The organism is Psychrobacter sp. DD43 (assembly GCF_904846555.1).
Classification (GTDB): Bacteria; Pseudomonadota; Gammaproteobacteria; order Pseudomonadales; family Moraxellaceae; genus Psychrobacter; species Psychrobacter cryohalolentis.
The window spans coordinates 40,089-52,289 of record NZ_CAJHBE010000014.1 but is presented as its reverse complement, the minus strand read 5'-3'; the positions used below and the strand labels follow the sequence as shown (position 1 = coordinate 52,289).

Sequence of the window (12,201 nt, the reverse complement as noted above, 5' to 3'; positions counted from 1 at the left end):
ATTCAGCCATGCTAAGTATTAAAAGGTATGAGAAAAGATAGTATGAGAAACAAAAAAGCCATCTCAAACTTGTTGAGATGGCTTTTTAATGAAGAATATCGAGATTAATCTGAGTTACTGTTTTAACGCAGCTTTAACGTCATCAATCCAAGGATAACCAAGATAATGGCGATAATCCAAAACCTTGCGACCACTTGGGTTTCTTTCCAGCCAATCTCTTCAAAGTGATGATGCAGAGGTGCCATGCGAAATACGCGCTTTTTGCGTAGCTTATATGAGCCAACCTGTAGCATTACCGACAGTGCTTCTGCAACGAACAGTCCACCCATAATTGCGAAAGCGATTTCTTGACGGGTCATCACCGCAATGGTACCGAGCATCGCGCCCAGTGACAGCGCACCCACATCACCCATAAACACTTGCGCTGGATGGGCGTTAAACCATAAAAAGCCAAGCCCTGCGCCAATCATCGCGCCACAGACAATAATGACCTCAGAGTTATAGGCAATATAAGGTACGTGCAAGTAATCCGCAAAGCGTACGTCACCAGAGACATATGCCATTGCGCCCAAGCCTGCAGCAACCAAGACCACTGGCAAAATCGCCAAGCCATCCAAGCCATCAGTTAAATTGACCGCGTTAGAGGCGCCATTAATCACAAAGTAAGTAAAGATAATAAAGCCAATACCAAACGGCACTGTCGAAAATGGAATCATCCAATCTTTAAAAATAGGTATTAATAAATCCTGCATCTCGCGAGTCGTCGCAATATCTGGCTGAAGTGTGGCAATATAATATAAAGAAATGCCGACGAATAATGCGCCCATCGAGAGCCAAAAATATTTTTTGCGAGCGATTAGACCTTTTGGGTTCTTATATTTAATTTTGAGCCAATCATCCGCCCAGCCTACCGCACCAAAGATAATCATGACGATGAGCAAAATCCAGACATACGGATTATTCAAACGCGCCCAAAGCAAGGTTGATACCCCAATCGCGCTTAAAATCAGCACCCCACCCATGGTCGGGGTACCAGTTTTGACCAAATGCGACTGTGGTCCATCATTACGAATCGCCTGACCGTACTTAAGTGCACGCAAACGTCGAATAACGCGATTACCAAAAACCATGCTAAAAGCAAGGGCGGTAACGACCGCCAGTAACGCGCGCAGCGTCAAAGAAGAAACCGCATAAAACGGGGCATAATAATGACCAAGCCAGCTAAACAACCAAACTAACACCGCCTACTCCTCGACTAGCGCATTGATAAGTGTTTCCATTTCCATGGAACGAGAACCTTTAAACAACACCGTACAAGGTTGCGCCTGCTGCGCTTGCAAATAAGGTTTCAAATACGCCAATAAACTGTCTTTATCGGTAAACGCATGGGCATTGATATCAGAAATCTCCTGCGCACCTTCGACTGTATAAGGGGCATATTCACCAACGCAAAGCAGTACATTAATACCTGTGGTCGCAATGGTACGACCCAAGCTTCGATGCTCGCTCACTGCAGCCTCACCTAACTCAGCAATATCGCCTAATACCATCACTTGCGTACCCGTTTGCGCTGCCAATACTTTGGCAGCCGCCCGTACCGAATGTGGATTGGCATTATAAGTATCATCAATCAGTCGATGCATGCCTAACAGCTGACTGTTCAAGCGACCTTTGGCAGGACGCGCATTTTCAAGTCCGACGACGATATCACTAACTTCAATATTTAATGCATGGGCACAGGCAGCAGCGGCTAAAGCATTATTGACATTGTGCTCGCCTGCTAGTGGCAAGTTAATATCATGGACTTGATTGCCGATATGCAGCTTAAATTCACTACGCTCAGGCTCGACATCTAAATGGCTGGCACTGACATCAGTATTACCAAAGCCAATCACGTGTGATGTATGCTTTTCAGCGATACGGCGTAATTGATTGGTAAAATCATCTTTATCAGGAACGATCGCAAATTGGCTATCATTCAAGGTATGGTAAATCTCAGCCTTGGTTTGGCAAATCCCTTCACGGCTGCCAAACTCACCCAAATGCGCCGTACCAATATTTAAGATACACGCAACATCTGGCTGGACAATCTCCGTAGTATAAGCAATTTCGCCGATATGGTTTGCGCCCAACTCCAAAATGGCATAGCGATGATGATCGGATAATTCGAGCAACATCATCGGCACACCCAAGTCATTATTTAGGTTGCCACGCGTGATAAGCGTTGGGGCAAGTCTGCCAAAGATACTACCGAGCATCTCTTTACAGGTGGTCTTACCGCTAGAGCCAGTAATAGCAATAACGGTTAAATTTTGATGCTGTTGACGACGATACGCAGCCAATTGTCCTAACGCTAAACGGGTGTCGCTCACCACTAACTGCGGAATGCTATTTGCATCAGCCGTAGCAATAGGGCGAGCGACGATAACCGCAACCGCACCTTGCGCGATGGCAGTATCGATATAGTCGTGACCATCAAAATTATCACCCGTTAACGCTAAAAATATATCACCAGGCTTTATCGTACGGGTATCGGTGGCAATACGAGTGCTCATTACATCGTTTTTTGAGCCGGATTGTCCCTCACTCAGCTGCCAATGCCCGTCGAGTGCTGCGGTTGCTGCGAGCAGATTGTCTGCTTGCCAAACATACAGCCCTTGCGACTGAATGCTGTTATCGTTGTCGGCTGTCATAATGATTACCTTATATATGATGACTACTTATTTATTTTTTATAGTTAACGACTAATACTTTTTAAATATCATGGAAAACTAATTATAAGCGCTATTATTTATCTATAAATGCTATACACGCCCTGCTTGTTTTAAGGCGTTTTGCAAAATAACACTGTCGTCAAAATCATAACGAACATGATTAATCTCCTGATAGGTCTCATGACCCTTGCCAGCAATAACGACGATATCATCAGCCGCTGCTTGATTGACCGCATACTCAATCGCTGCTTGGCGCGCAGGCTCAATATGGGTACGCTGATATTGCTCAGTGCTCATCCCTGCCTGCATATCTTGCAATATCGCATTGGGATCTTCGGTGCGTGGATTGTCTGCCGTTAACACGACTTTATCTGCGCCTGCCAATCCTGCTTGCGCCATCAAAGGACGTTTGCCCGCATCACGGTCGCCCCCACAACCAAACACTGCCCACAGCTGACCCTTACAATGGGTCTTTAGGCTGGCAAGCACCTGACTTAAGGCATCAGGCGTATGTGCATAATCAACGATAAAGCAGCCATCATTCGACGGTACACGCTGCATACGCCCAACTGCACCTTGCAATTGCGGAATGATTGCAGCAATCCGCTCAAGATTAATGCCCAAAGCTACGGCAGCTGCCATAGCAGCAAGTAAATTGGCAACATTAAAACGCCCCAATAATGGGCTGACGATATCTAAATGATTCATTGTCCCATCGCCAAAATCTGTACGCAGGCTAATCTCAACACCTTGCAGACTTGGCTTGATTTCAGCAGCAACAAAGGTTGCAGATTTTGATGGGTCTAAACTATACGTCCAAACTATTAATTGGCTAGCGTGTGCCGTATCAAGCATAATCTGGGCATGCTCGTCATCGATATTGATAATAGCGTGGGTCAAATCTGGAAAATGGGCTTTATCAAACAGCTTGGCTTTTGCTGCTGCATACTCTGCCATATCAGCATGATAATCTAAATGATCGCGACTCAGGTTGGTATAAATCGCCACCGACACTGGCATACCTTGCAGACGCTGCTGATCCAAACCATGTGAGCTGGCTTCTAATGCCAATAATTCAGCATTCTCTGTACCCATTTGATATAAAAATTGCTGGACCGCTAAGGCATCGCCCGTGGTATGGCTGGCTTGTACCAAAGCACCAAGCCTACCATTACCTGCCGTGCCCATAACTGCGCTGCTTATACCTGTCAGCTGCGTCAATTGCGCCACCAATTGACTAATGGTGGTTTTGCCATTGGTGCCCGTCACCGCTATGACAGTTGGTAATGTCACGGGCTGCTGATACTGTAAACGTGCTTGAATTAAGCTGCCCAGAAAATCACGGATATGAGGTATATATAATACGGGGCAAGGCAAAGTATCTAATTGCTGCTGTGCGATAGATTTTGCATTATCAGTTTTAGTCAATTCGAGATTGGCGTGAGGCGAGACATTAGCCGTGGCAAGCAAAGCAATAGGGTCGATTTCCGATAGGATAAAAGCCGCATTGTTAGCGGCTTGATAGAGGTGGTCACGGCTTTTTTGGCAATTTGGCGTATGGCTTTTTAACAAGACGAACACGTCGTTGCTGGCTAGTTGACGGCTGTCTAAACAGAACTGCTGGAATGGAATATTAATCACCGCATCCAGTTGAACAGCGGTCATTTGATTCGATAACTCGCTAACAGATGCGGTCATATTCGCTGTAAATACCTGCTGTAGACTATGTCTATCGTCGCTGCTACTAGCTGCAAGCAGCTGGTGCAAGGTAACTGTGATACTGCATGGCGACGAGGTAGACAGGGTCATTGGCAAATCCTAAACGGTTAAAACACATCAAATAGTTAAGAGCTGGATATTAAAAAATTTACTTTTATATCTATTGAGCTTCGGTTTTGAGCGGCTTATCTAAGGGCACATTATATAAACGTAGTGCCTCTTTCATGACATTATGGAAAACAGGAGCCACGGTTAAACCAGCATAAATCTGACCACGCGGGTCTTCGATTAACATGACACCGACCAGTTTTGGATTAGAAGCTGGTGCCATACCCGCAAAGACATTACGATACTGGTCAGTATAGTAGCCACCTTTTGGATTGATACGGCGCGAGGTTCCTGTTTTACCAGCAACGCGGTAACCATCAATAGCCGCACCTTTAGCCGTACCGCCGTCTTCTGTGACACTTTCCATCATCTGTACGATGGCCATCGCTTGTTCATGCGCCATAATACGTTTGCTTGGTAGCGCTTTGTCATTTTTATTCAACGTTAGCGGATGCATGACGCCACCTGCCGCCAGCGCTGAATAAGCTTGCGCTATCTGTGCCAGCGTCACCTGTATACCATAGCCATAACTGACCGTTGCCCGTCTCGAAGTTTCTTTTTCTTCTGGTGTCACCACAAGCCCACTGCCTTCACCTGGGAATTGCAGTGGTGTTTTTGCCCCAAAGCCAAACTGTCTTTGCATATTGGTAATGCCGTCAGCCGGTAGAGACAAAGCAATCTTGGTCGAGGCGACGTTACTAGATTTCTGTAGTAGCGTTGCCATCGTGATCCGCCCTAGATTATTATGGTCACGAATCGTATAACCACGGACACGGATAGAGCCAGGATTGGTATCGATCAAAGTAGTGGCAGTGTATTTCCCTGAATCTAAAGCCGCAGCAACGGTGAATGGCTTCATGACTGAACCGGGTTCAAAGACATCAAGGAGCGCACGGTTACGCTGATTTTCACCCGTCATCTCATTTAGATTATTAGAGTTAAATGACGGCCATGTCGATAGCGCCAATACTTCACCCGTTTGTACATCGACTACCATACCCGTCGACCAGCGCGCTTTTTGCAAACGCCCCGCCTTTTCTAACTCTTTATAAAGCAAATATTGCAAACGCGAATCAATGGTCAATGTCACATCTTTGCCTGGTACTTCTGGCTCAACCTGCTTGATTTCTTTAAGACTGTTTTGTTTGGCGTCTTTGAGCACCAAAACCTTGCCATCATCGCCTGCCAGCTCTTTCTCATACTGACGTTCGATACCAGCACGTCCTTCGTAACCACCTTCAGGATCGTTGGCATTTTGTCCCATGAAACCTAGTAGTTGCGAGTTAGGCTGTGGCTGCGGATAATAGCGCTGAAAAAAGTTTTTCTCATTAACACCAGGAAAATCAAGCGAGCTAACGCTTTCTGCAATCTCCGGCGTTACTTTATTTAATAGTGGCAAATAATGCGAGCCTGCACCCGATGGCAGCGCTGCTTTGACTGCCACTTCATCCGTTACATCAATAGTAGGGTCGATAGCTGTCACTTTTTTTAGCTCATCGGCTGAGATGTTGGCAGCCGCCGCAAGCGTCGTCAAATCCATATTATCCAAGCGCTTTTGCATACGTGCGATAAGCTGCGGACTTTCAGGATTGGTGATAATAATACGCTTAAGCTCGTAGTATTCACGGGCATAGTCATGCGGGCTAAAAGAGACTGTCGCAAGTGGTGCACTGACAGCCAATGGCAAATCGTTGCGATCCGTAATCATGCCACGATAGGATTTTTGCGTGCGTACACTGGTGATGAGCTCATTGCCTTTATCTTGATAAAACTGAGTATTGGCAATTTGAATATAGTAAGCACGACCGATAAGTGCCACCAAAATAAGCAGCGCTATACCCCAAATCAAACGGAAACGGTTCTTATCTTGTTCGACACCGCCGCGAGAGGAAGCGCCAGACGCTTTACCCAAAATTGATCTTTTACTTTTTAGGTTCTTGACACTGGTATAAGCACCCTGTTCTTCATTCTTTTTTAAGCGACCAAATAGCTTGGCTTTACGGCCATCATCTGATTTATTGTCAGGCTTGCTACTCGTTTGCCCAGATTTGGCCGCACTAGCACGGCGTAGTGGCTTAGTAACCTTGCCGCTGGCGGGTTTTTTGCTGGTCGCTTTAGCACTGGGTTTTTTATCGCTCATTGTCCTGCCTCCGCTAGGTCAGAATCGGTAGTAGCAGTCTTAACGGGTGCATCGCTCACAGCATCAGCTTCGAAAACATCAGAATCATTCGTCGTTAAAGTGTCTGGATTACTGGCATCAGGGTCCACAAGTGCAACTGCTGTCGCAGCACCTGGCTGGATAATCAGCTTATCTTTGAGTGTTGGTGAAAACATACCCAATTCAGCAACCGCACGACTGGCAATCTGCGGCGTCGCACTAAAGGTCTGCTGTTCAATAAGCAGACGCTGATGCTCAACTTGTAATTTTCGCTCTTGTTTTTTCATGTCTTGCAAGGTTTTATAATCCTGATGATATTGCTGAACACCTTCAGCCGTTTTGATGCCACTCCATACAATACCAGCCGCCAACAGTACCAATATAGCCACATAGATATTTGATATTTTAAATTTACGCACAAATAAGGCGCCAACATCGGTATTCGATGGCGTTGCGGCGCGGCGGTTTGCAGGTTTGTCGGATATTGCCATGACAATCTCAAAAAAGTGAACTTCAAAATATAAAAAGCGATAACCATTTACGAGTTATAAAACTCTTATAAGCCATCAGCACCATCAATAAAAACAATACCAAGCAAAAAAGTAACTGCTGAGCCTAGCAGATAATGTTTACAGCTTTTTAACAGCCGCGTAATCATTAAAACATTCAGTCATATTTAAACCACATAAGTTAATAATGGCATTCATGGATGAATATCTGCTACATAGTCAGCATCAGTACGTGTTGCCATGCGTAACCATGCACTACGCGAGCGTGGGTTATGACTTATCTCTGCTTTACTTGGACCGACCCGTTTAGGCTTACTAAAGTAACGCGGACGCTTGGGCGGCATCGGCAAATTCTCATCTTCTGGATATTGCCCTTTACTATGACGCTGCAAAAACTGCTTGATACGTCGATCTTCTAAGGAGTGGAAACTAATCACTGCTAGCTGTCCGCCTACCTTTAATATCGGGATACTTTGCTCTAAAAAGTTATCGACATCACCAAGCTCGTTGTTAATAAAAATCCGCATCGCCTGAAAGCTCTGGGTCGCTGGATGCTTGCCGCGTTGCCAGTTTGGGTGCGCAACTTTTATCACTTCAGCCAATGCTAAAGTAGAGTCGTAACTGTCCATCTGCTTAATCGCACGAGCGATACGGCGACTGTGACGCTCTTCGCCAAATTCATAAAGCACATTGGCCAAGGTTTCATCATCGACCGTCTCAAGCCACTCAGCAACCGACTGCCCGCGGCTGATATCCATACGCATATCGACCGCGCCATCGCGCATAAAACTAAAACCACGACTGCCATCATCAATTTGCGGTGATGAGATACCTAAGTCTGCCATTAAGCCGTCAACTTGAGTGATTCCCATTGCAGCAAGACTGTCTGTTAACGTCGCAAAGCTATCATGCACCACTTTTACGCGACTGTCGCTATTTGCCAATTCACGAGCAACGCTAATGGCCGTTGGGTCTTTATCAAAAACAATCAAGGTTGCGTCATCGGCAAGCTGGCTCAATAGCAAGCGACTATGGCCACCACGACCAAAGGTAGCATCGACGTAGATACCGCTTGCTTGCAAGCTATTTTGACTTTCGTCGTCTGTCTGCTTCGGTAGCGCTTTGACACCCAACACTGCGGCGACTGCTTCTTGCAATAGCACCGCATCATGGACAAAACTCAATTTGTCAGACGTAGCTTGATCTTCACTAGGCTCTTGCATAAGTTTTTGAGTAGAAGTGCTTTCTTCAGAAAACAGACTCGCCGCTGACATAGAATGATCAGGGTCAGAAGGATTGTGATTAGCATTTGGCGTATTTTTTGGCTTACTATTCGATATGGACACAAACAACTCAATAGATGATGGTCAAATTGACCAGTAATAGTAAAAAATCAGATGAAAATAAACAAGTTATGACTTACCTAACATTATTATCGCAAGGATACACGGGTAGTCAAGCGCTAGAAGGGCATTTCGTTAAAAATATCCCATCTCTCTGTTATACTAGCGCTATATTTTACGCTATTTTTCAACGTTGACTTCCATTCTTTCGTTCATATTTTCACTTTTCACTACTACTTTTGACTGTCCCATTCATTAACAACAACATTCTGAGATTTTTATGATGCAACCATCTACTTCTACTAATAGCATACGCCCTGTTCGTACCCGTATTGCCCCTTCGCCTACTGGCTTCCCGCACGTTGGCACTGCTTATATCGCACTGTTTAACTTGGCCTTTGCCAAAGCTCATGGTGGCGAATTTATTTTGCGTATTGAAGACACTGACCAAACGCGCTCGACAGAGCAATCTGAAAAAATGATTTTAGATGCATTGCGTTGGGTCGGTCTTGACTGGGCGGAAGGTCCAGACATCGGTGGTCCACACGCGCCTTATCGTCAGAGCGAGCGTAGCGATATTTATAAAAAGCATGCAGAGCAGCTGATAGAAAACGACCATGCGTTTCGCTGCTTTTGTAGCAGTGAAGAGCTTGATGCCATGCGTGCTGCGCAAATGGCCAATGGTGAAACGCCGCGTTACGACGGTCGCTGTGCCCATTTAGCACCAGAGAAAACCGCGCAATTGGTTGCTGAGGGCAAACCAAACGTCATTCGTATGCGTGTGCCAACCGAAGGCGTCTGTCAGGTACAAGATATGCTGCGCGGTACGGTCGAGATTCCTTGGACGCAAGTGGACATGCAAGTGCTTCTCAAAACCGACGGCATGCCAACTTATCATCTAGCCAACGTTGTCGATGACCACTTGATGGACATCAGCCATGTGTTGCGCGGTGAAGAGTGGCTCAACTCTGCGCCGAAACATCAGCTGCTTTATGAGTATTTTGGATGGGAGATGCCAGTCCTTTGCCATATGCCACTGCTGCGTAACCCTGATAAATCAAAACTGTCTAAGCGTAAAAACCCAACCTCTATCACGTATTACCGTGATGCCGGCGTGCTACCTGAAGCCTTGCTAAATTACCTTGGTCGTATGGGCTACTCCATGCCTGACGAAGCTGAGAAATTTACCTTGGATGAAATGATTGCCAGCTTTGATATTCAGCGTGTGTCACTTGGCGGCCCTATTTTCGATATCGAAAAGCTTAATTGGCTCAATGCAGAATGGCTACGGGCGCTAACGCCAGAAGAACTCAAAAACAAAATCCTCGACTGGGCAAGTAACAGCGATAAATTAACCGCTATCGCAGCAGCGATTCAGCCGCGTATTGAGCTGTTATCTGATGCAGTTAATTGGGGTGGCTTTTATTTCCAAAACCTACCTGATATCAATGCTGAGAGCTTTACCCATAAATTACTCTCGGCTGAACAAATTACTGAGATGCTGCAATTAGCGCTTTGGCAGCTAGAGACCTTACCAACGTGGTCGGAAGAAAACATCTATGCCACCTTAAAAGGTCTTGCTGCTCACCTTGACATTAAAATGCGTGATTTTATGGCGCCGTTCTTCATTGCTATCGCTGGTAGCACCTCATCGACGCCAGTCATGAACTCTATGGCAATTATCGGCGCTGATATGACATTGACACGCTTGCGTCATGCGGTTGACGTACTTGGTGGTTTGGGCAAAAAGAAGCTGAAAAAACTAGAGAAACAAGCGGCAGAGTTGCCAGATTTTTTGGCAGCTGAATAGTTGTTTGTTAATAATATTGTTGATTCATAATACTATTAGTGAATAAAAAAGAGGGGTCAGGCTATTACTGACCCCTTTTTACGTGAATATCAGCATTTGCATACGAATACTGATTCTTTATTTAATACTTAAATTGGAAATAAAAATGGCCGCCAAGACCGTCACCATCGAAAGCAAAGACTATGTCTTTAACACGCTAAAAGAAGCGCAGAAATACTACGATGCCATCGTAAAAGAGCTATACGATACCAAGTTAACCCTCACTACCGGTCAAGATTTTGATGACTTAAAGTGGATATATCTCTCTTATTGCAGTTATATCAATCATAATGTCGATCGATTGAAAGAATCTGACATCGTTGGCTTTAAAGGTATCAGCACAGTACAACTAAAAGGTGGGCAATATATCCCCACAGAATGCGGTGCAGTTATTTTTTCAGATGGTACTGAAGAAGAATTCTTTACCGATAAAGCCATCAAAGAGATAGCCAGTCAGCAAAACCCACGCTAAATTGGGCTTAGTAAGTTAATAAAATAGCTTTGAACACTTTTTTTTGCATATTTATGCATTATTTTTAAAATAGCAGTTGACAAGACTGCTGGTCTTACATAAAATACGCACACTCTTAGCGAGGGGCTATAGCTCAGTTGGTAGAGCACTTGCATGGCATGCAAGGGGTCAACGGTTCGACTCCGTTTAGCTCCACCATACTATTTATTGCAAAGCTCAGTTCACTGAAACTTTAACGTAAATACTCGCTAGTAGGACGATATCAGCACCTAGGCAATGCTTATTTATAAGCTATCTGATATTGTGAAGTACCGTTGTAACCCCTGGTTATAACACTCTATGCGTCCCCATCGTCTAGAGGCCTAGGACACCGCCCTTTCACGGCGGTAACGGGGGTTCGAATCCCCCTGGGGACGCCACTATACGGCGTCACTTATTAGCACTTTTGCTTAGCATAAGATTAGACTAATAAGCGAACAATAAAAAAGCCCAGTCATCATACGGTGACTGGGATTTTTTATGTCTGTCATTTCTGAAAAATGCTAGCAAGGCTATATATACCATTAGGAATATTGATAGAATGCAATGTAAAGGCGCTCTATAAAATGTTGAGCTGAATTTCTATCACAAGGAGGGATTGGCTATGTTTGGTATTGAAAATTATCTGGGATTTATTCTTGCTGCCATTTTATTAAATATAACACCCGGAACAGATAGCATGTATATCATTACTCGTAGTATGTCACAGGGACAGACTGCAGGATTCTACTCTGTATTCGGTATTATCTCTGGTATTTTAGTACATACTTTGCTGGCTGCGCTCGGGTTGTCCGTCCTATCAGCCAATTCACCATTTGCATTTACGCTAGTGAAATATATTGGCGCAAGCTACTTATGCTATCTAGGCTTTAAAATGCTGACTAGCAAACCAGTACCTTTACTTGCCAGTAATTTACCCATTGAAGAAAAATTAGCGTCTACTCGACCGTTAGATAGGTGGCAGATATATAAGCAAGGGGTCATAACTAATACCTTTAATCCAAAAGTCGCCTTATTCTTTTTGGCGTTCTTCCCACAGTTTATCGACTCGAGTTATGGTAATAGCATGCTGTCTTTTTTAGGTCTTGGGCTAACTTTTGCTACGACCGGTTTTATGTGGTTCTCGTGCTTGGCATTGTTGGCGTCAAAGTTCAGTGAAAATCTGCGTAAGAATCCTACTATTGAAGTAATTTTAAATAGAATAAGCGGTGTGATATTTATCGGCATGGGAGTCAAGCTGCTGACTGAGAAAGGTTGAGCAATAAAATTACCTAAGCACGATAATATTGC

The 12,201-nt window shown here is 44.8% G+C and carries 9 protein-coding genes and 2 tRNA genes; 5 read left to right on the top strand and 6 right to left on the bottom strand.

Annotation, left to right across the window (positions count from 1 at the left end; all coding sequences use genetic code 11):
• Positions 1-122: 122 nt before the first annotated feature.
• From mraY to rsmH, 6 genes are all read right to left on the bottom strand, one after another.
• Complete coding sequence (gene mraY, locus JMX89_RS08715) at positions 123-1,241, bottom strand: phospho-N-acetylmuramoyl-pentapeptide-transferase (RefSeq protein ID WP_201551370.1); 1,119 nt, start codon at positions 1,239-1,241, stop codon at positions 123-125.
• A 3-nt stretch (positions 1,242-1,244) separates the two neighbouring features.
• Positions 1,245-2,693 carry a UDP-N-acetylmuramoyl-tripeptide--D-alanyl-D-alanine ligase gene (locus JMX89_RS08710; RefSeq protein WP_201531874.1) on the bottom strand — a complete coding sequence of 483 codons (1,449 nt, stop codon included), beginning with the start codon at positions 2,691-2,693 and terminating at the stop codon, positions 1,245-1,247.
• 111 nt (positions 2,694-2,804) lie between these two features.
• Positions 2,805-4,523: a UDP-N-acetylmuramoyl-L-alanyl-D-glutamate--2,6-diaminopimelate ligase gene (locus JMX89_RS08705; protein ID WP_201531873.1), complete on the bottom strand. Its 1,719-nt coding sequence runs from the start codon at positions 4,521-4,523 to the stop codon at positions 2,805-2,807.
• Positions 4,524-4,593: 70 nt separating this feature from the next.
• On the bottom strand, positions 4,594-6,681 hold the full coding sequence (locus JMX89_RS08700) for a peptidoglycan D,D-transpeptidase FtsI family protein (protein ID WP_201551368.1): 2,088 nt from the start codon (positions 6,679-6,681) through the stop codon (positions 4,594-4,596).
• Entirely contained in the window at positions 6,678-7,190 is a 513-nt protein-coding gene (locus tag JMX89_RS08695; RefSeq protein WP_201551366.1) for a cell division protein FtsL, read from the bottom strand. Before JMX89_RS08695 ends, JMX89_RS08700 begins: the two co-directional genes overlap by 4 nt.
• Before the next feature lie 212 nt (positions 7,191-7,402).
• A complete protein-coding gene (gene rsmH, locus JMX89_RS08690) occupies positions 7,403-8,431 on the bottom strand; it encodes a 16S rRNA (cytosine(1402)-N(4))-methyltransferase RsmH (protein WP_201551412.1) in 1,029 nt (342 codons plus the stop codon).
• Between the two features lie 400 nt (positions 8,432-8,831).
• Between rsmH and gltX the strand changes: the two genes are divergently transcribed.
• The 5 genes from gltX (at position 8,832) to JMX89_RS08665 (ending at position 12,169) form a co-directional block, all read left to right on the top strand.
• Positions 8,832-10,361: a glutamate--tRNA ligase gene (gene gltX / locus JMX89_RS08685; RefSeq protein WP_201551364.1), complete on the top strand. Its 1,530-nt coding sequence runs from the start codon at positions 8,832-8,834 to the stop codon at positions 10,359-10,361.
• 145 nt (positions 10,362-10,506) lie between these two features.
• The gene (locus JMX89_RS08680; RefSeq protein ID WP_201531871.1) at positions 10,507-10,872 is read left to right on the top strand and encodes a hypothetical protein; all 366 of its coding nucleotides are present in this window, start codon (positions 10,507-10,509) and stop codon (positions 10,870-10,872) included.
• 122 nt (positions 10,873-10,994) lie between these two features.
• Positions 10,995-11,070: transfer RNA gene (locus tag JMX89_RS08675), tRNA-Ala, on the top strand.
• A gap of 145 nt (positions 11,071-11,215) precedes the next feature.
• A tRNA-Glu gene (locus tag JMX89_RS08670) sits at positions 11,216-11,291 on the top strand.
• Between the two features lie 224 nt (positions 11,292-11,515).
• Positions 11,516-12,169: a LysE family translocator gene (locus JMX89_RS08665; protein WP_201531869.1), complete on the top strand. Its 654-nt coding sequence runs from the start codon at positions 11,516-11,518 to the stop codon at positions 12,167-12,169.
• Positions 12,170-12,201: the final 32 nt, after the last annotated feature.

What these genes read in the sequence shown, in the direction of transcription:
- JMX89_RS08710 (WP_201531874.1), bottom strand. Translation starts at nt 2,693, where the DNA reads ATGACAGCCGACAACGATAACAGCATTCAGTCGCAAGGGCTGTATGTT.
- JMX89_RS08700 (WP_201551368.1), bottom strand. Translation starts at nt 6,681, where the DNA reads ATGAGCGATAAAAAACCCAGTGCTAAAGCGACCAGCAAAAAACCCGCC.
- gltX (WP_201551364.1), top strand. Translation starts at nt 8,832, where the DNA reads ATGATGCAACCATCTACTTCTACTAATAGCATACGCCCTGTTCGTACC.
- JMX89_RS08695 (WP_201551366.1), bottom strand. Translation starts at nt 7,190, where the DNA reads ATGGCAATATCCGACAAACCTGCAAACCGCCGCGCCGCAACGCCATCG.
- rsmH (WP_201551412.1), bottom strand. Translation starts at nt 8,431, where the DNA reads ATGCAAGAGCCTAGTGAAGATCAAGCTACGTCTGACAAATTGAGTTTT.
- JMX89_RS08705 (WP_201531873.1), bottom strand. Translation starts at nt 4,523, where the DNA reads ATGACCCTGTCTACCTCGTCGCCATGCAGTATCACAGTTACCTTGCAC.
- JMX89_RS08665 (WP_201531869.1), top strand. Translation starts at nt 11,516, where the DNA reads ATGTTTGGTATTGAAAATTATCTGGGATTTATTCTTGCTGCCATTTTA.
- JMX89_RS08680 (WP_201531871.1), top strand. Translation starts at nt 10,507, where the DNA reads ATGGCCGCCAAGACCGTCACCATCGAAAGCAAAGACTATGTCTTTAAC.